The sequence below is a fragment of the Nonomuraea sp. NPDC049758 genome (assembly GCF_040674635.1).
Lineage (GTDB): Bacteria > Actinomycetota > Actinomycetes > Streptosporangiales > Streptosporangiaceae > Nonomuraea.
The window spans coordinates 370,561-391,187 of the sequence record NZ_JBFAMZ010000003.1 but is presented as its reverse complement, the minus strand read 5'-3'; the positions used below and the strand labels follow the sequence as shown (position 1 = coordinate 391,187).

The following is a 20,627-nucleotide window of genomic DNA, read 5'->3' as shown; positions in this document are numbered from 1 at the left end:
AGACTCTCGCGAATCGTCCGGGCTGTTAAGCCACAGTTACCACGCGCTCCGATACTGTGCTGGAAAGAGGGGCTATGTCAACTCACACTTTGCGAATAAGTTGATACCTACCCGCCGGGCAGAGCTGGCCCGCGTGGCAGGGGACAGTGGGGGTCTCGTACCTTAGGCTGGGAAAAGTTCACGGGCGGTAGGAGGTGCGCCGTGGCGAACTTCGCCGAACGGCTCGATCTCGCGCTGACCAAGCGCGGCTTCACGGGCGCCCAGGTCGCCTCCGCCCTCACCGAGGCGGGCATACCCATCACGCGCGCCTACGTCAGCCAGCTGCGCACCGGCAAGCAGACCAACCCCACCCTCCAGGTGCTGCGGGCGCTGGCCGCCTGCCTCCAGGTGAGCGTGGGCTGGCTGGTGGGCGACGAGCACTACGAGTCCGGCGCGGTCGAGGACCTGCAGCTGCGGGCGGCCGCGATCGGCCTGTCCGCCTCCGGGTTGTCGGAGGGGTCGCTGGCCGTCCTGCGCGGCGTGGTCGAGCTGGCGCGCCGGGCCGAGGGGCTGCCGGGCGAGCCGGAGCCGGCCGCCGAGATCCCCGAGGCCGCCACGCCGCTCAACGACTCACAGCGCCGCGCGCTCGGCAAGCGGCTGCACGGCCTGCGCATGGGCGTGCGGCTCTCGGTCGAGCAGGTCGAGGGCTCGCTCGGCAAGGGCGCCGCCGCGATCCCCGCGATCGAGGAGGGCCGGCTCGCGCCCACGCCGATCACGGTCGAGCGCCTGCTCGGCCTCTACGGCGTCACCGCCCCGCCCGTCCGCGAGTACGTGCTCTCGCTGGCCAGGGGCGAGCGCGAGGCCGCCTGGTACGACGCCCAGTCGGTGCCCGTCTGGCTGGCCACGGCCTACGCGCTGGAGCAGCGGGCCACGGTGATCCGCACGTACCATCCCCAGTTCGTCCCGCCGATGTTGCAGACCGAGGACTACGCGCGGGCCGCGATCACCGTGGCCGGGCCGGCCACGCTCGGGCAGTCGTCGGTGGAGGAGGCCCTGGCGCTGGTCATGGCCCGCCAGGAGGCGCTGGCCGGAGCCGGTGACACGGTGTTGTGGGCGGTGATCGACGAGGCCGTGCTGCTGCGCTCGATCGTCGGCCCGCACGCCCAGCTCCGCCAGCTCGACCTGCTGCTCGACCACGCCAAGCGGCCCAACGTCTCGCTGCACGTCGTGCCGATCGACGACCCGGCGTACGTGCCGCGCACCGGCCCGTTCACGCTGTGGCGCTTCGCCGAGGCGTTCGAGCCCGACGTCGCCTGCGCCCACGGCGTCGAGGCCGACGAGCTGATCACCGACGTCGCCGCGGTCGAGACCTACCACCAGGCGTTCACGAAGCTGTCGGTGACGACCACCACCCGCGAGGAGACGTACGAGGTGCTGGAGTCCCACCGCGAACGCCTGTCGCGCTCGACAGGGAAATGATCTCCGGCCGGCGTCATTCAGGTAAGGCATATTTCCGCAGAATTCATGCTTTTCCTGTTGTCTTCCGGCGCGCAACGAGGATCATATGGTCTGGGTCATCGAGTGGGGTCCGAAAGGACCGGCTTTTCCCGAGATAGTGGGCGAGGGGAAAGGGGCAACACTCAATGCGTCAGCGTGCCATCCGTAACTTGGCGAAGCTGGAGATGACCCGAGCCATGACTACCCGGGTGCTCGACGCGGCCGCGGGCGGGAAGAACAACTTCTCGGCCGACCGCGATCTGGTACGCCGATATGACCAGGCCGCGTCCGTGACGACCACCGCCGCGCGGGCCGTGCTGCAGTTCCTGGTGCGCGTGGTCCGGCATCTGGCGGCCGAAGGCGTGGACCAGTTCGTCGTCGTGGGCAGCGGCGTGCCCAGCGGCCTGCCTCCGGGTGGCCGGTTGCACGACGTGGCCGCGGGCTGCCACGGCGGCTCCGGAGGGGTGCCCGTCCGGGTGGTCTACGTGGAGAACGACCCGATGGTGCTGGCCGGCGCGCGGGCCACCATCGAGCCGGGCACCGATCTGGTCCGCGTGGTCGAGGGCGACGTGCGCGAGATCGACGCGATCCTCGGCGACCGGGTGGTGCGCGCCTTCCTCGACTGGGACCGTCCCGTGGCCGTGCTGCTGCTGTCCACCCACAGCCTGGCCGACGACGAGCACGTCCACTACGTGATCAGCCGGGTCCGCCGGGCGGCGTCCGACGGCAGCTACCTGTCGCTGCTGCAGACCACCTTCGACGGCGTGCCGGGCGAGCTGCTGCCGGCGGTCCGGGACCTGCTGGCGATGACGCTGCCCGGCCACGCGATCCGCGGCAGGCAGGAGGTGGCGGCGCTGCTCGACGGGCTGGTGCTGGTCGATCCGGGGCTGGTGTGGGTCCCGGAGTGGCGGCCCGACGACCACGGCGCCGCCTGCTCCGGCCGGCCGAGCTCGTCGGGCACGTACGGCGCCGTGGCGCGCGTCCCGTGAACGCCCGGGCCCCCGTCAGGCCCCTGTCGAGGCGGCGGCGGGTGTGGCCGGGTCGCCGGTCGCGCCCTTCGCCGGCTCGACCCCGAACGCCAGCACCGCCACCACCGCCAGGATGAGCGGGACCGCCCCGAGCAGCGCGGTCGTGCCGATCGACGGCGCCGCCGCCCCGGCCACGAGCACGGCGGTCACGGCCACGCCGCCGGCCTTGCCCATCCCCGCCGACAGCCCGGAGCCGCGCGAGCGCACCCGGGTCGGGTAGATCTCCGAGCTGTAGGCGGCCAGCACCGCGGCGATCGTCGCCGTCCCCACGATCGGCCCGGCCAGCAGCAGGTACAGCCAGGTACGGTCGTGCGCCAGCGTCTCGCCGGAGAAGGCCAGCACCGCCAGCGCCACGCCGACCAGCGCCGACAGCGTGACGATCGTCTTCTTCGCGCTCCACAGGCCGTACATGGCGGCCGAGACGAAGATCAGCGGCAGGCCCAGCAGCGTCGAGTCGCGCAGCGCCCGGTCGGCCGTCTGCTGGTCCAGGCCCAGCTTCTGCAGGTTGGACGGGATCCACAGCTGGAAGCCGTAGGTGACCAGGCCGATGCTCAGCCCGAGCACCACGACGGCCACCGTCAGCCCGGTGAACGGACGGCGGAACAGCCGCGAGTAGCCGCCCGCGTGCTCGTCCTCCACCCGCTCGACGCCGGCGGTGGCCTCCTCGGTGGTGGCGGCCGCGCCGTACCTGGCCAGGACGGCGCGGGCCTCGGCGTCGCGGCCGTGCGCGAGCAGGAAACGCGGTGACTCGGGGATGAAGCGGTTGAGCAGGATGAGGAACACGCCGGTCGGCAGCCCGACCAGCCACAGCACCCGCCAGGAGAACGTCGGCGCCAGCGACGCCGACAACCAGCTGGCCGCCAGGTAGGCGACCGCCAGGTTGCCGCCGATGAGCACCATCACCCAGCCCTTGTGCCGCGGCGGGATCGTCTCGGCCAGCAGCGAGAACGTGATCGGCAACATGCCGCCCGCGCCCAGCCCCATGGCCACGCACATGGCCAGGTTCCACTCGAAGTCCGGCATGACGCCGCAGATCGCGGTGCCGATGAACAGCACCCCGGCGAACAGGATCGACGGCTTGCGCCCGATCTTGTCGCCCATCCAGCCCCACAGCAGCGAGCCGAGCACCGTCCCGGTGAGCCCGGCCAGCGGCAGCAGTGCCACGGGCAGCTCGCCGGCCGGGTTGAGCGCGGACTTCAGGCCGTACTCCTTGGCCATGCCGGGCGCGACGAAACCGAGCGTGATCGGCTTCATGGCGTCGATGATCACCGCGACCGACATGACCACGATCAGCCCGATGTGCGCCGGCCGCATGCGCGCGTCGTCCAGCGCGCGGACGCGTACCTCGGCGGCCGGTCTGGCCGTCAGCGCGCCGGGCGGGATCAGCCCGTACGCGGTGACCGCCAGCCCCGCCACGATCAGCGCCATGCCGATGGTCATCGGCAGGTCCATCGGCATGCCCGCCAGGCGGTAGTGCATGTCCGCGCCGTGCAGGTACATCGGCAGATGCAGCACGACCCCGGCCACCGTGGCCAGGAAACCGAGCCAGAAGTACAGCGGTCGAGCCAGCTCGACGCCCCCCATTGCCCCTCCGTAAGCAGAACCGTGAGCAGATCCGAGATCAGAGCAGACGGCCGCCGCGCAGCCGCCACTCGACGAACAACACCCGCATCGGCCCGTTCACGAACAACCACTGGCCGAGCCAGACGAAGGCGAACATCACCGCGAACGCCCACGCCCTGACCGGGCCGGCGACGCCGGGGACGAGCCCGCCGTCCAGCAGCACCCACATCAGCAGCCCCTCGGGCACGGCCGTGACCAGCCCGAACAGCGTCGGCCAGTCCTTGTCCCAGCGGAACTGCATGAGCAGGTGGTACAACAGCTCCCACCCGGCGCCCACGACGGCGACGGCCAGCAGCACGAGGAAGGCGTCCCGGAAGGACATCGGCAGCACCAGGGTGATCAGCGCGGTCAGCGCCGCCCCCACCGTGGCCAGCGTGAACAGCCGGGTCTGCAGCCGCCCGGCCAGCGTCGGGATCAAGCGAGCCTCCTGTTTCCCGCCCACCGCAGCCACTGGGCCGTGGACCGCACCGGCCCGAGCCCCTTGCAGAACCCGCGCCTGGTCAGGTCGGCGGCGATGTCGAGCGCGGCGGTCTGCATGCCGAGGAAGCTGTCCACGGCCAGGAAGTGGTTGCCGGCCGTGGCGGCGCCGGAGGCGTACAGGACGCCGCCCTCGCTCTCGGCGCCGAGCACCTCGAAGTTCTGGCCGACGCTCAGCCGGCCGGCCTTGTTGGGCCGGGCGCCGCCGTGCCGCAGCAGGTCGTCGAGGACGCGGTGCTCCGGCATGTCGGCCTCCAGGCCGGTGCAGTCGATGATGAAGTCGGACACGTACTGCATGGCGGCGGCGTTGACGCTGCGGGTGTGGGTGACCAGGCGGCCGTCGGGGGCTCGTTCGATGCGGTCGACGACGGCCTGCGTGGGGTGGTACCAGTTGCCCTGCCGGCCCCTGCGCATCTGCTCCTGCCAGCGGGCCAGCTTCGGGGTGGTGGTGCCGGCCAGCGCCTTGGAGATCAGGGCGCGCTGCTCGGGCGTGGCCTTCCTGAACCGGGCCTTGAGCTGGCCGCCGAAGGCCGACTTGGGCATCGTGAACGCCTGGTAGGCCCAGCCGTCGCCGCCCTTGCGCCGCATGAACACGCTCGGGCCGTGCGGACCGGCCACGTACGTGCGGAACAGGTGGACGATCTGGGTGTGCAGGCCGTACCGCTCGCGGTCGTCCATCAGGCGCTGGAGCACCCGGGAGGCCACGATCCCGGCGCCGCGCACGACCACCACCCCGGGCCGCTTGCGCAGCTGGTCGTAGACGTGCTCGTGCGGCTCGTAGGCGTTGACCACCCGGTAACGCTCGCCCTGCGCCTGCCGGAACTCCTGGAGGTCGTCGAGGAACTTCAGCCCTGGGTAGCCGACGGCCAGGTGCACGTACTGGGAGCGCAGCACCACCCGCTTGGTCGGCGAGGTGCCCGGCGGCGGCGTCAGCACGGTGAAGTACCCGCCGCCCAGCCGCTTCCTGACCATGCGCACCTGGCCCTTGGCCAGCATGTGCCAGTAGCCGATGCGGTCGGCCTCGCGTTGCACGGTCTGCGTGACCAGCCCGGCGCGCGGGCTGTAGAAGTCGGTGAACAGCGGCTCGGCGAGCACCTGGAGGATCGGCTTGAGCGAGCCGTCCTGCCAGGCCTCCTGCACCGCGTAGGAGGGGAAGCCCCAGACGTTGTCGGGACGCGCCCCCGCGTCGGACCGGATGCGCTCGTGCGCGGGCAGCTGCGAGACGCGGGTCAGGTACTCCCACGTCTGCCAGGGGGTGTCGCTGGTCGAGAGCACCCGCATGGCCGGGATCGGCACGCCTCTGATGCGCAGCACGTCGACCAGCGTGAACGAGCCGAGCCCGCCGCCCACCGACACCAGCGGCACGTCGTGGACGGGGATGCCGGCCGACTGCACCAGCCGGTCCGTCCAGGACGAGGAATGCAGTAGCTCCGGAGTGAGATCTCCCCGTGACATGCTGTGACCGAGCCCTCCCTGTCGCGGTTAAAAGTAGCGTAAAAGCCGGGGATTCAGTCCCACCAGAACGACCAGGCGTGTTGCCCGAGGATCTGGTCGGCGTACCCCTGGAGGTCGCCCGGTCCCTGCACGACGTTGTCGGGGCAGAACGCCCAGTGCTCGGCGGCGACGTGGAGGGCGTGCTCGGGGTCGGCCGGCGGCGCGGCCACGCTGAGGTCGAGCGTGTTGAACCCGACGCTCACCACGCGGGCCCCGAACCGGTCCTCCCAGCTGCGCACCACGGCCGCCATCGGCACCATCCACTCGTTGTGGTGCAGCGCGCCCTGCCAGCCCATGACCGCCAGCGCGTCGGCCCCCCGGCCGGCCGCGACCAGCCCGAGCGGCATGCCCCTGGGGGCGAGCTCGCCGGCCAGCCAGTCGGCCACGTCGCCGGGGTCGGCGCGGGGCACCCCCGGCGGCGCCAGCCCCGGGCAGAGCGCCCCGTACGGCTCTAACTCCGCCAGCGCGTCGCGCGGCATCTGCGACACCCACTCCTGCCACACCTCGGTCATGAACCCCTCGGCGGTGAAGTGGCCGATCAGCATCGGGTCGTCGGGCACGATCTGCCCGATCGCCCACGGCTGGGCCGACTCGTCGAGCAGCACCGGCCACAGGCCGCTGTGCGCGTGCCAGACCCGCATGAACGACCAGTCCTCGCCGGCGGCGTGCTCGTCGCTCATCCAGAACGCCGGCCGGGCCGCCGCGACCTGCCGGGTGTAGGCGGGGTCGGGCCAGACCACGTCGCCCGCGGGCAGGCCCGGGGGCAGTCTGCGCCCCCTGCCGCCGTCGGCGAACAGCTGGCACAGCTCAGGTGGCAGCTGGTGATCGTCCATGCCCTACCGTTCCGATACCGAATACCGTCTCGGAGATGGTAGTGCCGCCGGTCGCCCCGGGGCTTTGGCGGCACGCGAAACCTTCTCGGACCAGCGGATGCGGTACTTCACGGCACAATGATGGCTGTGATCCCCTTTGATGCGGTTCTGACCGATCTTGATGGCGTGCTCCGCCTCTTCGACCACACCGTCCAGGCCGAGATCGAGGCTCGATACGCCCTGCCGCTCATGGCCACGGCCTTCGCCCCCGAGCTGATCGAGCCGGCCATCCTGGGCCGGATCAGCGAGCGTGAATGGCTGGAGGCGGTGGCGGTCGCCCTCGGCGGCGACGAGCGGGCCCGCCGGGCGGTGGCCGAGTTCGCGGCGGTGCCGTTCCGGGTGGACGAGGAGGTCAGGGAACTGCTGGCCAAGGCGCAGCAGCACGTGCCGGTGGTCATCGTGACCAACGCCACGGACACCGTGGAGGAGCACCTCGACCGGCTGGGGCTCACGTACTTCGCCGACGACCTGGTCAGCAGCGCCAGGGTCGGCGTGATCAAACCCGACCCGCGCATCTACCGGATCGCCGCCGAACGCGCCGGGGCCGACCCCGCGCGCTGCCTGTTCGTCGACGACCGGCTGCCGAACGTGGAGGCCGCCAGGGCGCTCGGCATGACGGGCGTCCACTACCGCACCGTCGCCGACCTGGCGGCCGTCCTCGGCGGGCTCTGAGGCCGGACGTGCGCCGGCCCCGCCCGCGGGAGAGCGGGCGGGGCCGGCGCGCGGGTCAGTCGGCGCAGATGGCGAACACGCTGATGCCGACGTCGTTGTAACCGATCTGGCGGCCGAGGGCGATCCAGCCGCGGGCGTCGTCGGTGGGGAACGACCCCACCAGGATCGCGCCGTTGCCGCGGGCCTCGCCGCCGCCGCCGAGCACGTGCTTGGAGCCCGGGCAGTAGACCGTGCGGCGCTGGAAGTTGGGGACGTTGGAGTTGGGCAGGGTGACGAGCTGGTAGCCGGGCGGCAGCGCGGCGCGCGTGGCCGCCGACACGGGACTGGACGCCTGGAGGGCCACGACGGTGGCCGTCACGCAGGCCGCGGTGGCGAGGGCGATGACGGAAAGGAACAGAGACTTCTTGACTGGCATGGTCTCTCCTTGTCCTGTTCCCTGACAGGCACGGTTTCCGGGCAGCACGCGACACGCCGGCTCATGCGGTGCTTAAGGGGGCGACGTGAGAGCAGGGATGAGGGTGTTGACACGTTGAGTATCTGCTCCGTCGCATTCCGTGTCCATACGTGGTTCGCAGGTTTTCCGGGAATCCGGGTTTCCGGCGCGGCCCGCGCCGGCCGCGCCGGAAACGTTCAGTGGCCCCGATCACGGGCCCGGTCGTGGCTGCGGTCAGTAGCCGCCACCGCCGCCGTAGGGCGACTTCGACTTGGGGGCGGCGGAGCGGGTGGGCGCCGGCGTGCTCGCGGGGGCGGCGGCCGTGGAGGTCGGCTTCGTGCCGGCGGGGGCGATCACCCCGATCAGGCCGTGCTTGGCGCCCTCGATGCCGGCCGAGAACCACAGCGTGTTCACGCCGCCGGTGGCCGCGGTGCCGGGTTCGAGGTCCCACAGGCCGGGGAGCTTGACGGGCCGGCCGCCGGACGTGGTGATCGCGCCCAGGTGGCGGTCGCCCTTGTAGGCGTGCACGGTGCCGTCGCCGAAGTTGCCGACCAGCAGCGCGCCCGCGTACTGGCCCCAGCCGCGCGGCGCAGCGGTCATGGCCCAGGGGGCGTCGAGCCCGACCCTGGAGATGCGCCCGGTCAGGCGGCCGTCGGCGTTGAAGCGGCTCACGAAGCCCTTGCCGGCGCCGAAGACGGGCTTGCCGGTGGTACGGTCGCGCAGCGCGTACGCCACCCAGACGCTGCCGTTGACCACGGCCACGTTGTAGGCGTTGTAGCCGCGCGGCACCCGCGAGTCCTGGAACTGCCAGCCGGCCAGGCGGATGCGCCGGAAGTTCTCGTCGAAGGCGTGCACCCGGCCGTGGGCGAAGTCGGCGGCCAGCAGGAACTCGCCCTCGTTGGTCCGTACGAGCTCCAGGCCCTTGTAGTCGGCGCCGCGGGTGAACGCGGCGATCACGGCGTTGGCCGGGTCGGCCTCGGCGTTCCAGCCGGTGATCGCGCCGCTCGGGCTGCAGAAGATGAACGTGGCCGGTCGCCCCTTCACGGTGAAGCCGTCACCCGGGTTGAACACCTGGCCGGTCGGGGAGCCGCCCGGGATCCACACCTCCGTCTTCTCCTTACGGCCCGTGCCGGAGTAGACGGTGGCGGTGCCGGTGCCGGCGTTGGAGACCCACAAGGTCTTGCCCATGGCCAGGCCCCACGGGTTGACGACCTTGGGGTCGGTGACCGGGGCCTTGCCCTTGACGTCCGACACGAGGTTGATGACGTCGAAACGGGTCCTGGTGGTCGCCTGCGCGGGGGCGGTGAGTGTCGTCCCCGCCACGACGGCGACAGCGCAGAGCGTGATGATGCGGAGCCGCATCCGTGCCTCCTAGTGAGCGCTTGTGACGCGAGATACGCGGTGGGCGCGGAGCGGGTTCAGCCGGGCCGGAAATATGGGCGGGCGAGTTTTCCCGTCCAGGGCGGGGGAGAAGGAGAGTCATGAACGTGTTGGGCATCGACATCGGCGGTTCGGGAATCAAGGGCGCCCCGGTCGACACCGAGGCCGGAGAGCTCGTCCAGGAGCGGTTGCGCATCGCCACGCCCCAGCCGGCCAAGCCCGAGGGGGTGGCCGAGGTGGTGGCCGAGATCGTCAAGCATTTCGACTGGGACGGCCCGGTCGGCGTCACCTTCCCCGGCGTCGTCGTCGACGGGGTGGTGCAGACGGCGGCCAACGTCCACCACTCGTGGATCGGCGTTGACGCCGCCGCGCTCTTCGGCGGCGCGACGGTGCTGAACGACGCCGACGCCGCCGGCATCGCCGAGATGACCTTCGGCAGGGGCCGCGACCAGAAGGGGACGGTGCTGATCCTGACCTTCGGCACCGGCATCGGCAGCGCCCTGTTCGCCGACGGCACACTCGTCTGCAACACCGAGCTCGGCCACCTGGAGCTGCGCGGCAAGGACGCCGAGGAGCGCGCGTCGGCGCGGGCCCGCGAGGAGCACGACCTGAGCTGGGAGAAGTGGGCCGAGCGGGTCGAGGAGTACCTCAGGCACGTGGAGATGCTGTTCTCGCCGGGCCTGATCGTGATCGGCGGGGGCGTGAGCAAGAAGGCCGACAAGTTCCTGCCGCACGTCACCATCGACACCCCCGTGGTGCCCGCCGCCCTGCAGAACGAGGCCGGCATCATCGGCGCCGCCCGCCACGCCGCCACCACCCGGCCGGCGCGGTAGGGGGCCGCGGCCGCCGTCCCGGCACGGCCGGGGAGCGCGGCCGCGGTGCCGGCGCGATATTGGGATGCGGGAGGCGGGTCGCGTCGGGCACCATGGGCCGTTGGCTCCGGGGCCACGGGGCTCAAATATCCTGAAAGCAGTATGGGAACGCCTTCGTTGTCCTCTCCGCTCGCCGACCTCCAGTCCCGCCTGCCCGAGCTCATGCCGCGCGACCAGCGGCGGCTGCGGCGCAGGCTCGACGGCATGCGCCGGGTCCGCTCCCGCGACGCCCGGGACAAGATCGTCACCGAGATCCTCGCCGACGTCGAGCGCGCCGAGCAGCGGCTGGCGCGCCGCCGCGAGGCCGTGCCGCAGGTCCGCTACCCGGAGAACCTGCCGGTCTCCCAGCGCAAGGACGACATCCTGGCCGCCATCCGCGACCATCAGGTCGTGATCATCGCGGGCGAGACGGGCTCCGGCAAGACCACCCAGATCCCCAAGATCTGCCTTGAGCTCGGGCGCGGCGTGCGCGGGCTGATCGGCCACACCCAGCCGCGCCGCATCGCCGCCCGCACCGTCGCCGAGCGCGTCGCCGAGGAGCTCGGCACCGAGCTCGGCGAGGTCGTCGGCTACAAGGTGCGCTTCACCGACCAGGCGAGCGACCGCACGCTGGTCAAGCTGATGACCGACGGCATCCTGCTGGCCGAGCTGCAGAACGACCGCATGCTCGACCAGTACGACACCCTGATCATCGACGAGGCCCACGAGCGCAGCCTCAACATCGACTTCATCCTCGGCTACCTCAAACAGCTCCTCCCACAGCGCCCCGACCTCAAGGTCGTCATCACCAGCGCCACCATCGACCCCGAGCGCTTCTCCCGCCACTTCGGCGACGCGCCGATCATCGAGGTCTCCGGCCGCACCTACCCGGTCGAGGTCCGCTACCGCCCGCTGGCCGAGGACGACGACCAGACCGGCGGCATCGTCGACGCCTGCCGCGAGCTGGTCACCGAGGGGCCCGGCGACATCCTGGTCTTCCTGTCCGGCGAGCGGGAGATCCGCGACGCCGCCGACGCCCTGTCCAAGGCCGACTTCACGGGCACCGAGATCCTGCCGCTCTACGCCCGGCTGAGCGCCGCCGAGCAGCACCGCGTCTTCCAGCGCCACACCGGCCGCCGGATCGTGCTGGCCACCAACGTGGCCGAGACCTCGCTGACCGTGCCCGGCATCAAATACGTGGTCGATCCGGGTTTCGCCCGCATCTCCCGCTACAGCCACCGCACCAAGGTCCAGCGCCTGCCCATCGAGCCCATCTCGCAGGCCAGCGCCAACCAGCGCAAGGGCCGCTCGGGCCGCACCTCCGACGGCATCTGCATCCGGCTCTACGAGGAGGAGGACTTCCTCTCCCGGCCGGAGTTCACCGACCCCGAGATCCTGCGCACCAACCTGGCCTCGGTCATCCTGCAGATGACCTCGATCGGGCTGGGCGACATCGAGGCGTTCCCGTTCGTCGAGCCGCCCGACCGCCGGCAGGTCAAGGACGGCGTCAACCTGCTCCACGAGCTCGGCGCGTTCGACGCCCAGGGCAAGCTCACCGGCGTCGGCCGCAAGCTGGCGAGCCTGCCGGTCGACCCGCGCCTCGGCCGCATGGTGCTGGAGGCCGAGAAGAACGGCTGCCTGCGGGAGGTCATGGTGATCGCCTCCGCCCTGTCCATCCAGGACCCGCGCGAGCGGCCGTCCGACAAGCAGCAGCAGGCCGACGAGAAGCACCGGCGCTTCGCCGACCCCGAGTCCGACTTCCTGACCTACCTCAACCTGTGGAACTACCTGCGCGACAAGCAGAAGGAGCTGTCCTCCAGCGCGTTCCGGCGGCTGTGCAAGGCCGAGTTCCTCAACTACCTGCGGGTCCGCGAGTGGCAGGACATCTACAGCCAGGTCCGCCAGGCGCTCGGCGCCCAGCCCGGCAGCGTGCCCGCCGATCCCTACCAGGTGCACGTGTCGCTGCTGGTCGGGCTGCTGTCGCACATCGGCGTCAAAGACGTCATGGACAAGCAGCGCGCCGCCGACGGGCGGCGGCCGATGCAGGAGTACATCGGCGCGCGCAACGCCCGCTTCGCGATCTTCCCCGGCTCGGCCCTGGCCAAGAAGCAGCCGCAGTGGGTGATGTCGGCCGAGCTGGTCGAGACCTCGCGGCTGTGGGCCCGGGTCAACGCCAAGATCGAGCCCGACTGGGTCGAGCCGCTCGCCCAGCACCTGGTCAAGCGCACCTACTCCGAGCCCCACTGGGAGAAGAACCAGGGCGCGGTGATCGCCCTGGAGAAGGTCACCCTGTACGGCGTGCCGCTCGTGGTCGGCCGCAAGGTCAACTACGGCCGCGTCGACCCCGACCTGTCGCGCGAGCTGTTCATCCGGCACGCCCTGGTCGAGGGCGACTGGGACACCCACCACCGCTTCCTCAAGGACAACCGCCGGCTGCTCGAAGAGGTCGAGGAGCTGGAGAACCGGGCCCGCCGCCGCGACATCATGGTCGACGAGGAGGTCCTGTACGACTTCTACGACCAGCGCGTCCCGGCCGACGTCGTCTCGGCCAGGCACTTCGACTCCTGGTGGAAGAAGGCCGGGCGCGAGCAGCCCGAGCTGCTCACGTTCTCGCCGGAGATGCTGGTCAACGAGGGCGCCGACATCAGCGCCCGCGACTATCCCGACACCTGGAAGCAGCTCGGTCAGCGGATGAAGCTGACCTACCAGTTCGAGCCGGGCGCCAACGCCGACGGCGTCACCGTCCACGTGCCGTTGCAGGTGCTCAACCAGGTCAACTCCGACGGCTTCGACTGGCAGATCCCGGGCCTGCGCGAAGACCTGATCACCGCGCTGATCCGGTCGCTGCCCAAACACCTGCGCCGCAACTTCGTGCCCGCCCCCAACTACGCCAGGCAGGTGCTGACCGGCGTCAGGCAGGGCGGCGAGCCGCTGCTGGAGGCCGTGGAGCGCGAGCTGCTGCGGCTCACCGGCGTCCGGGTGCCGCGCGAGGCCTGGCAGCTCGACCAGGTGCCCGACCACCTGCGCATCACCTACCGGGTGATCGACGAGCGCAAGCGCACGGTGGCCGAGGACAAAGACCTCGACGCGCTCAAGCGCCGGCTCGCGCCGCGCCTGCGCAAGACCCTGTCGGAGGCCGGCGACGACCTGGAGCGCACGGGCCTGCGCACCTGGAGCTTCGGCACCCTGCCCAAGGTGTTCGAACAGGGCCGGATGAAGGGCTATCCGGCGCTCGTCGACGCGGGCGAGTCGGTCTCCGTCAAGATCTTCGAGACGGCCGCCGAGCAGCGCCGCGCCCACTGGCCCGGCACCCGCCGGCTGCTCCTGCTCAACGTCACCAACCCGGCCAGGTCGCTGCTCGGCGGCCTGTCCAACCAGGCCAAGCTGGCGCTGTCGCGCAGCCCCCACGGCGGCGCCGTGGCGCTGTTCGACGACGTCGTCAACGCGGCCGTCGACAAGCTCATGCTCGACCTCGGCGGCCCGGCCTGGGACCCGGCCGGTTTCGACCGCCTCCACCAGCACGTCCGGGCCGAGCTGCACGACACCGCGGCCGACGTGCTGGCCAAGGTCGAGCAGATCCTGAGCGTCTGGCACGCCGTGGGCACCCGCCTCGACGGCCTGCGCGCCAGCGCCTCGACCGACGACGTGCGCGAGCAGCTCGGCAGGCTCGTCTTCAAGGGCTTCGTCACCGCCACCGGCACCCGCCGCCTGCCCGACGTCCTGCGTTACCTGCGGGCCATCGAACGGCGTCTGACCAAGCTCCCGGAGGAGCCCTGGCGGGACGAGGAGTGGATGGACCGCGTGCACAAGATCGAGGACGACTACCATGACCTGCTGGCGAGCCTCCACCCGGCCCGCCGGGGCGACCCGGACGTGACGGAGATCCGCTGGATGATCGAGGAGCTGCGGGTCAGCTTCTTCGCCCAGACCCTCGGCACCCCCACGCCGGTGTCGGAGAAACGCATCGCCAAGGCGATGGAGAAGCTGCGGCCCTGAGCTCGGGGCGGCACACGGACGTACAGGGGGAGTGATGGTCAAGGCCGTCAAGGCCGTCGTGCTCGACGTCGGCGAGACGCTGATCGACGAGACGCGCATCTGGTCGCGCTGGGCCGACCGGCTGGGGGTCAGCAGGTTCGTGCTCATGGGCGCGCTCGGCGGCATGGCGGCGCTCGACCGTTCCCACCGCGAGGCGTTCGAGCTCGTCCGGCCCGGTCTCGACGTGCAGGCGGAGATCGCCGCCTGGGAGCGCGACGACCCGGCCGGGCTGCGCAACCACTTCGACGCCGACGACCTCTACCCCGACGTCCGGGAGGCCCTGGCGGCGCTGCGCGCGGCCGGGTTCCAGGTGATCATCGCCGGCAACCAGCCCCGCCGGGCCTTCGACGCCCTGGTGGCGATGGACCTGCCGGTCGATTCGGTGCACACCTCCGAGGGCTGGGGGTTGTCCAAGCCCGCCCCCGAGTTCTTCGCAAAGGTGGCCTCGGTGGCCGGTCGTGAGCCCGGCGAGATCCTCTACGTCGGCGACCGGCTCGACAACGACGTGCTGCCCGCCGCGCGTGCGGGCATGCGCACGGCGTTGCTGCGCCGCGGCCCGTGGGGCTTCCTGCACGCCGAGCGCCCGCAGGCGAAGGCCGCCGACATGATCGTCGACGACCTGCCCGCCCTGCTGCCCGCCCTGCGCCGCCTCACCTGAGGCTCGCGAGGGCTGTGCGGGTCAGGTGAGGTCCTCGTCGGGGTCGATGCGCAGGGCGCGCTCCTCGGCCGACAGGTCCTCCCGGTCCGCGTCCCAGTCCACGCCGATGGCCTCGTCCTCGGTGTCGGGGTGGGCGCCCTCGTCGGGCTCGGTCAGGCGGTGCTCCTCGCGCGGGGCGCGGCGCGGGCGGTCGGGCAACTCCTGGCGCAGCCGTTCGTCGAGCGTGGCCTCGTGCTGGGGGTCGTCCTCTTTGACCTCGTGGTGCAGGCCGAGGTCGTCAGTCCACTCCCTGACCTCGATGTCCTGCTCGTCGGCCATGCCGAATCGGTCCGGAGGTAGTTCGCTCATACTGCGCCCTCTACCCACCGTACGGACCGGAATCCTACGACTTGGCCCGGCTTAGGGCCTCCGGTAGCTCATCCTTGTCCATCTAGCGGCCGATCGCGGCGCCGACCAGGGAGCGAGGGTCGGCGGCGCCGGCCAGCATGCCGTCGGGGCGCACGTCGATGAGGTGGGCGTGGCCGAAGGAGTTGCCGTACGGCAGCGTGCGCACCGGGTGGCCGAGCGCGGTCAGGCCGTCGGCCCAGGTCGTGCCCTCCTCCAGGTCGAGCACGGCGTCGTCGGGGGCGTCCCAGGTGTCGAAGCCGTTGCCGTTGCCGCTGCCCAGCCGCCAGCGCGGCGCGGCGAGCGCCTGGCCGGGCTCCTCGCCGTGATGCAGCAGGCGGGTGATGACCTGGGCCAGGATCTGCGGCTGGGCGTCGCCGCCCATCGTGCCCACGACCGTGCGCAGCCCGCCGCCGGGACGGGTGATCAGCGCGGGGGCCAGGGTGTGCGGCGGACGGCGGCCGGGGCCGTACTCGGCCGGGTGGCCGGGACGCAGCGAGAAACCGATGCCACGGTTGTGGAGGTTGATCCCGGTACGCGGCTCGAAGAGCATGCCGCCGAACCCGGACGCGTTCGACTGGATCAGCGACACGCCCATGCCGTCGCCGTCGACCGCGCACAGGTACGTCGTGTCACCGTCGGCGGACGGGGCCCGCAGGCGGCTGCGCCTGACCGGGTCGACCAGGGCCCGGCGGCGGGCGATCTCGCCGGGGTCGAGCAGGTCTTTGGCGTCTTCGTGCAGCAGGTCGAGCCGGTCGTGCCCGGCGGCCCTGGCGGCCTCGGCCAGCAGGTGGGCCCAGGCCGGATGGCGGGGCGAGCCGGGCAGGTCGAGCCCGTCGAGGACGGCCAGGGACATCAGCAGCAGGTAACCCTGGGAGTTGGGCGGCATCGACCAGACGTCGTGGCCGAAGGCGCGCACCCGCAGCGGCTCGACCCAGTCGGCGCCGGGGGCGGCCAGGTCGGCGGCGGTGTACTCGCCCGCGCCGAGCTCGATCAGGCCCTGCCCGAACTCGCCGAGGTAGAAGCCGTCGCGGCCGCCGTCGGCCACCGCCTGGAGCGCGCGGGCCACGCCGGGACGGGTGACGCGGTCGCCGGCCTGGCGTACGGGGGCGAAGTCGCCGCCGCCCGGCCGCAACGCCGCCGTACGGGCGCCGGGGACCAGCAGCGGGGAGGCGGGGAAGCCGTCGCGGGCCAGCGCGATCGCGGGCCGCAGCAGCTCGGCCATGGGCAGCCGGCCGTGCCTGGCGTGCAGGGCGAGCCACCCGTCGACGCAGCCGGGCACCGGCACGGATCTGACGTCGTGCAGGTGCGGCATGCGGGTGTGCCCCTCGGCGCGCAGCCGGGCGGGGTCGGCGCCGGACCCGGCGCGGCCGGAGGCGTTGAGCGCGGTGACCGTGCCGGTGGCCGTGCCGTCGTGGACGAGCGCGAACAGGTCTCCGCCGAGCCCGCACATGTGCGGCGCGACCACGGCCAGCACGGCGTTGGCCGCGATCGCCGCGTCGGCCGCCGAACCGCCGCGGTCCAGCGCGCCCACCCCGGCGGCCGAGGCCAGGTGGTCGACGCTGCAGACCATGCCGTTCGGGGCGTATCTGGTGTTGTGCACGTGAAGAGACTAAGCCCGTTCCGGGGCCAGCCGGTTCTCCAGGCGCGGACGGAAGGCCGCCTGGCGGACCGTCCGGCCGGACAGGCGGGCCAGCGCGAGAGCCGCGAGCAGCGTCGCGGCCACGCACGACACGCCACCGATGCCCAGCGACAGGCGCGGCCCGAACGCGTCGCTCAGCCAGCCGAGCAGCGGCCCGCCGATCGCGCCCGCGCCCGCGCTCACCATGCCCAGCGCGGCGATGACCCGCCCGCGCATCTCGTCGGGGCTGTCGAGCTGCGCCCGCGCCGAGACCGTGGTGTCGATGATCACCGCGCCCGCCGCGATCGGCAGCATCATCGCGGCGAACGTCCCCAGAGCGGGCATCAGGCCGCTCAGCGTCTGCGCGACCCCGGTCAGGAACGCGGTGATCAGCAGCAGCCGGATCGTCAGGTGCGGGCGGGCGGCGGCCAGGAAGCCGCCCACGACCGTGCCGGCGGCGAACACGCTGGACAGCAGGCCGTACCCGGCGGCGCCGGCCGCCAGCGGGCCCGCGCTCATGGCGGCCATGGTGACCTGGTAGTTGCGGCCGAGGCTGCCCAGCACGAGCGAGAGCGCCAGCACCACGAGCAGCCAGGGGGTGCGCAGCACGTACCGCAGGCCGGCGGCGACCGCGCCGGGTTGCCGCTCGGAGCCGGCGAGCCGGTGGAACTCCGCGCGCCGCATGAGCGCGACGGCCGCGATCACGACGAAGAAGGTGGCCGCGTTGAGCAGGAAGAGCCCGCCGTTGCCGGTCAGCGGCAGCAGCACGCCGGCCAGGCTCATGCCGAGGATGCGTCCTGAGGAGTTCAGGATCGAGCCGAGCGCCATGGCGTTGGGCAGGTCGGCCGGTGGCACCACCTCGGCCCCGAAGCGTCCGAGCGCGGGCCCGCCGAGCGCGGAGACCACGCCGCCCGCCAGCGCGACCGCGTAGATCGGCACGACGGAGTCGGCGCCGGAGAAGGCGATCAGCGCCAGGACGGCGGCCAGCGCGGCCTGCGCGAGCTGCGCGGCGACGACGACGGGCCGGGTCGGCAGCCGGTCGGCCAGCGCGCCGCCCCACATGCCCAGCAGCAGCGTCGGCAGCGCCTGCATCACCAGGCTCAGCCCCACGCTGGTGGCCGACCCCGTCATGGTGAGGATGAGCCAGTTCACCCCCAGGACCTGCATCCAGGTGCCGGTGACGGAGACGATGTCGGCTCCCGCCCAGAGCCGGTAGTTGTGGTGGCGCAGGGCGCGGAAGGTGGAGGAGCGCGGTGGCAAGACTGGTCCTAGCCTCGGTACGGGGAAACGCGGGAGTCAACGCGCGCCACGATCGCGACGATTCCGATTTGCCCGAAATGTGAGGTAAGACACGGTTAAAACGGGTTTAGCGTGAAAAATTAGACCAGTTCGAGGGGGCGGTCCCGGTCCACCAGGGCCGCGTAGTGGCCGCCGAGCGCCATCAGCTCGTCGTGGGTGCCGCGCTCGACGACCTTGCCGTGGTCGAGCACGACGATCTGGTCCGCGTCGCGGACGGTCGACAGGCGGTGGGCGATCGTGATCGTCGTACGCCCCCGCGCCAGGGTGTCCAGGGCCTCCTGGACGGCTCGCTCGGTCTGGGTGTCGAGGGCGCTGGTGGCCTCGTCGAGGATCAGCACCGGCGGGTTGCGCAGCAGCGTGCGGGCGATGGCCAGACGCTGCTTCTCGCCGCCGGAGAACCGGTAGCCGCGCTCGCCCACCATCGTGTCGTAGCCGTCGGGCAGCGAGGCGATGTGGTCGTGGATGCGCGCAGCCCGCGCCGCCGCCTCCAGTTCCTCGTCGTTGGCCGCCGGACGGGCGAAGCGCAGGTTGTCCGCGATCGAGGCGTGGAACAGGTACGTCTCCTGCGAGACCACCCCGACGACCTCGCTCAGCGTCTCGAACGTCAGGTCGCGCACGTCCACGCCGTCGATGGTGACCCGGCCGCCGGTCACGTCGTACAGGCGGGGGAGCAGGTAGCTGAGGGTGGTCTTGCCCGAGCCGGTCTCACCCACGACGGCCAACGTCGTGCCCGCGGGGACGGTGACGTCGACGGCGTGCAGGGTGCGCTCGTCCTCGTAGGCGAAGTCGACCCGCTCGAAGCGCACCTCGCCGCGTACCCGGTCGAGGGTGCGGGTGCCGGGGTGGAGGTCCACCGACAGGTCCAGGTACTCGAAGATGCGGCCGAACAGCGCCAGCGAGCTCTGCACCTCGACACCCAGCCGCAGCAGCGACACCGTCGGCCGGAACAGGCTCGACTGCAGCGTGGTGAAGGCCACGAGGGTGCCGACCGAGATCATGCCGGTGTAGCCGACGGCCCAGTAGATCAGGGCGGGCATCACGGCCATGATGATCTGGATCGACGACTGCCGCCAGCGTCCGGCCATGCTCGTCCGTACGCCGAGCTCGGCCAGCTCGTCGGAGGCGCGGCCGAACCGGTCGGTCAGCTCGGCGGAGCGGCCCATCGTCCGGCCCAGCAGGACGCCGCTGATCGACAGCGACTCCTGGACCATCGAGGAGATCACGGCGAGCTTGCGCTGCCGTTCGTTGGTGATGCGCTTGCGCTCGGCGCCGACCTTCCTGCTGATCCACACGAACACCGGGAGCAGCAGCAGCGAGATCACCGTCAGCCGCCAGTCGAGGGCGAGCATGGCCACGATCGTGGCGATCACGGTGGTGAGGTTGGAGATGATCGAGGTCGCGGTCGAGGTGACCACCGACTGCATGCCGCCGATGTCGTTGGCGATGCGCGACTGCACCTCGCCTGTCTTGGTGCGGGTGAAGAAGGCCAGCGACATGCGCTGGAGGTGGGAGTAGACCGAGATGCGCAGGTCGTGCATCACCCGCTGGCCCACGGTGGTGGAGATGAGCGTCTGGAGCACGTCGAACACGCTCGTGGTGACGGCGACCGCGATCATGCCGAGGGCCAGCAGCGTGAGCAGCAGCGCGTCGCGGGACGGGATCGCCACGTCCAGCACCTCGCGCAGCAGGAACGGCGAGGCCAGCCCGACCAGGGACGACAGCAGGATGAACGCGCCCACCAGGCTCAGCCGGCCGCGATAAGGGGTGAAGAGTCCGATGATGCGCCGCAGCGGCGCGCGTGGTTCGTCGGCCAATATGGGGCCTCCTTTCGGATGTCCACTCAAACAGAGGTTAACTCATAATTGTTCCGGCTAAAATCGTCGGTATGGGAGAGAAGGAGCTCGCGGAGCTCTTGCACCTGGTCAGCAGGCGTCTGCGGCACGGATACGTGCATCGGCTGGTGCCGCTCGGGCTCAATCCGGGGCAGGCGCGGGCGTTGCGCGCGCTCGGCGAGGCCGGTCGGCCGCTGCGGATGGTGCAACTGGCCGACGAGCTGCGGATCGTGCCGCGCTCGCTGACGCCCGTCGTGGACGCGCTGGAGGAGTCCGGGCTGGTGCGCAGGGAGGTCGATCCGGCCAACCGCCGCTCGACGCTCGTCGTGATCACCGACGCGGGCCGGGCCATGGCCGAACGGGCCAGGGACGCGCGCAGGGAGGCCGGCGAGGGCCTGTTCGCGGTGCTGTCCCAGGAGCAGCGCGACCAGCTCAGGGATCTGCTCGGCGCGGTGGACGGCCAGTTCCGGTGACCGCGCCGCCGCCGACCGT

The 20,627-nt window shown here is 71.8% G+C and carries 17 protein-coding genes; 7 read left to right on the top strand and 10 right to left on the bottom strand.

Annotated elements, in window-relative coordinates; all coding sequences use genetic code 11:
- The first annotated feature begins 201 nt into the window (after positions 1-201).
- Both AB0J46_RS09860 and AB0J46_RS09855 read left to right on the top strand, forming a co-directional pair.
- Positions 202-1,458 carry a Scr1 family TA system antitoxin-like transcriptional regulator gene (locus AB0J46_RS09860; protein WP_358284471.1) on the top strand — a complete coding sequence of 419 codons (1,257 nt, stop codon included), beginning with the start codon at positions 202-204 and terminating at the stop codon, positions 1,456-1,458.
- Positions 1,459-1,622: 164 nt separating this feature from the next.
- The gene (locus AB0J46_RS09855) at positions 1,623-2,465 is read left to right on the top strand and encodes an SAM-dependent methyltransferase (RefSeq protein WP_364328881.1); all 843 of its coding nucleotides are present in this window, start codon (positions 1,623-1,625) and stop codon (positions 2,463-2,465) included.
- A gap of 15 nt (positions 2,466-2,480) precedes the next feature.
- On the opposite strand, the gene AB0J46_RS09850 is transcribed toward AB0J46_RS09855, so the two are convergent.
- The 4 genes from AB0J46_RS09850 to AB0J46_RS09835 are packed head-to-tail and all read right to left on the bottom strand — an operon-like array spanning position 2,481 to position 6,931.
- The gene (locus AB0J46_RS09850; protein WP_364328878.1) at positions 2,481-4,088 is read right to left on the bottom strand and encodes an MFS transporter; all 1,608 of its coding nucleotides are present in this window, start codon (positions 4,086-4,088) and stop codon (positions 2,481-2,483) included.
- A 37-nt stretch (positions 4,089-4,125) separates the two neighbouring features.
- The gene (locus tag AB0J46_RS09845; RefSeq protein WP_364328875.1) at positions 4,126-4,545 is read right to left on the bottom strand and encodes a hypothetical protein; all 420 of its coding nucleotides are present in this window, start codon (positions 4,543-4,545) and stop codon (positions 4,126-4,128) included.
- Positions 4,542-6,059: a hypothetical protein gene (locus AB0J46_RS09840; protein ID WP_364328872.1), complete on the bottom strand. Its 1,518-nt coding sequence runs from the start codon at positions 6,057-6,059 to the stop codon at positions 4,542-4,544. Before AB0J46_RS09840 ends, AB0J46_RS09845 begins: the two co-directional genes overlap by 4 nt.
- 53 nt (positions 6,060-6,112) lie before the next feature.
- Positions 6,113-6,931: a DUF4253 domain-containing protein gene (locus AB0J46_RS09835; RefSeq protein ID WP_364328869.1), complete on the bottom strand. Its 819-nt coding sequence runs from the start codon at positions 6,929-6,931 to the stop codon at positions 6,113-6,115.
- Positions 6,932-7,057: 126 nt separating this feature from the next.
- On the opposite strand from AB0J46_RS09835, the gene AB0J46_RS09830 reads away from it, so the two are divergent.
- Positions 7,058-7,642 carry an HAD-IA family hydrolase gene (locus AB0J46_RS09830; protein WP_364328866.1) on the top strand — a complete coding sequence of 195 codons (585 nt, stop codon included), beginning with the start codon at positions 7,058-7,060 and terminating at the stop codon, positions 7,640-7,642.
- Positions 7,643-7,697: 55 nt separating this feature from the next.
- On the opposite strand, the gene AB0J46_RS09825 is transcribed toward AB0J46_RS09830, so the two are convergent.
- Together AB0J46_RS09825 and AB0J46_RS09820 are read right to left on the bottom strand one after the other, a co-directional pair.
- A complete protein-coding gene (locus AB0J46_RS09825; protein WP_352359015.1) occupies positions 7,698-8,057 on the bottom strand; it encodes a hypothetical protein in 360 nt (119 codons plus the stop codon).
- A 252-nt stretch (positions 8,058-8,309) separates the two neighbouring features.
- Positions 8,310-9,437, bottom strand: a complete 1,128-nt coding sequence (locus AB0J46_RS09820; RefSeq protein ID WP_364328863.1) for a TIGR03118 family protein — start codon at positions 9,435-9,437, stop codon at positions 8,310-8,312.
- Positions 9,438-9,556: 119 nt separating this feature from the next.
- Here AB0J46_RS09820 and ppgK point away from each other — a divergent pair, with 119 nt between their 5' ends.
- The 3 genes from ppgK to AB0J46_RS09805 all read left to right on the top strand — a co-directional run bounded on the left by ppgK (position 9,557) and on the right by AB0J46_RS09805 (position 14,999).
- A complete protein-coding gene (gene ppgK / locus AB0J46_RS09815) occupies positions 9,557-10,288 on the top strand; it encodes a polyphosphate--glucose phosphotransferase (RefSeq protein WP_364328860.1) in 732 nt (243 codons plus the stop codon).
- Positions 10,289-10,429: 141 nt separating this feature from the next.
- Positions 10,430-14,302: an ATP-dependent RNA helicase HrpA gene (gene hrpA, locus AB0J46_RS09810; protein WP_364328857.1), complete on the top strand. Its 3,873-nt coding sequence runs from the start codon at positions 10,430-10,432 to the stop codon at positions 14,300-14,302.
- A gap of 34 nt (positions 14,303-14,336) precedes the next feature.
- The gene (locus AB0J46_RS09805) at positions 14,337-14,999 is read left to right on the top strand and encodes an HAD family hydrolase (RefSeq protein ID WP_364328854.1); all 663 of its coding nucleotides are present in this window, start codon (positions 14,337-14,339) and stop codon (positions 14,997-14,999) included.
- A 21-nt stretch (positions 15,000-15,020) separates the two neighbouring features.
- Here AB0J46_RS09805 and AB0J46_RS09800 read toward each other — a convergent pair whose 3' ends face one another.
- The 4 genes from AB0J46_RS09800 to AB0J46_RS09785 form a co-directional block, all read right to left on the bottom strand.
- The gene (locus AB0J46_RS09800) at positions 15,021-15,347 is read right to left on the bottom strand and encodes a DUF5709 domain-containing protein (protein WP_352359025.1); all 327 of its coding nucleotides are present in this window, start codon (positions 15,345-15,347) and stop codon (positions 15,021-15,023) included.
- 82 nt (positions 15,348-15,429) lie between these two features.
- Complete coding sequence (locus tag AB0J46_RS09795) at positions 15,430-16,986, bottom strand: gamma-glutamyltransferase (protein ID WP_364328851.1); 1,557 nt, start codon at positions 16,984-16,986, stop codon at positions 15,430-15,432.
- Positions 16,987-16,995: 9 nt separating this feature from the next.
- Positions 16,996-18,264, bottom strand: a complete 1,269-nt coding sequence (locus AB0J46_RS09790; protein ID WP_364328848.1) for an MFS transporter — start codon at positions 18,262-18,264, stop codon at positions 16,996-16,998.
- Between the two features lie 119 nt (positions 18,265-18,383).
- Entirely contained in the window at positions 18,384-20,117 is a 1,734-nt protein-coding gene (locus tag AB0J46_RS09785; RefSeq protein WP_364328845.1) for an ABC transporter ATP-binding protein, read from the bottom strand.
- Positions 20,118-20,188: 71 nt separating this feature from the next.
- Between AB0J46_RS09785 and AB0J46_RS09780 the strand changes: the two genes are divergently transcribed.
- On the top strand, positions 20,189-20,608 hold the full coding sequence (locus AB0J46_RS09780; protein WP_364328842.1) for a MarR family transcriptional regulator: 420 nt from the start codon (positions 20,189-20,191) through the stop codon (positions 20,606-20,608).
- Positions 20,609-20,627: the final 19 nt, after the last annotated feature.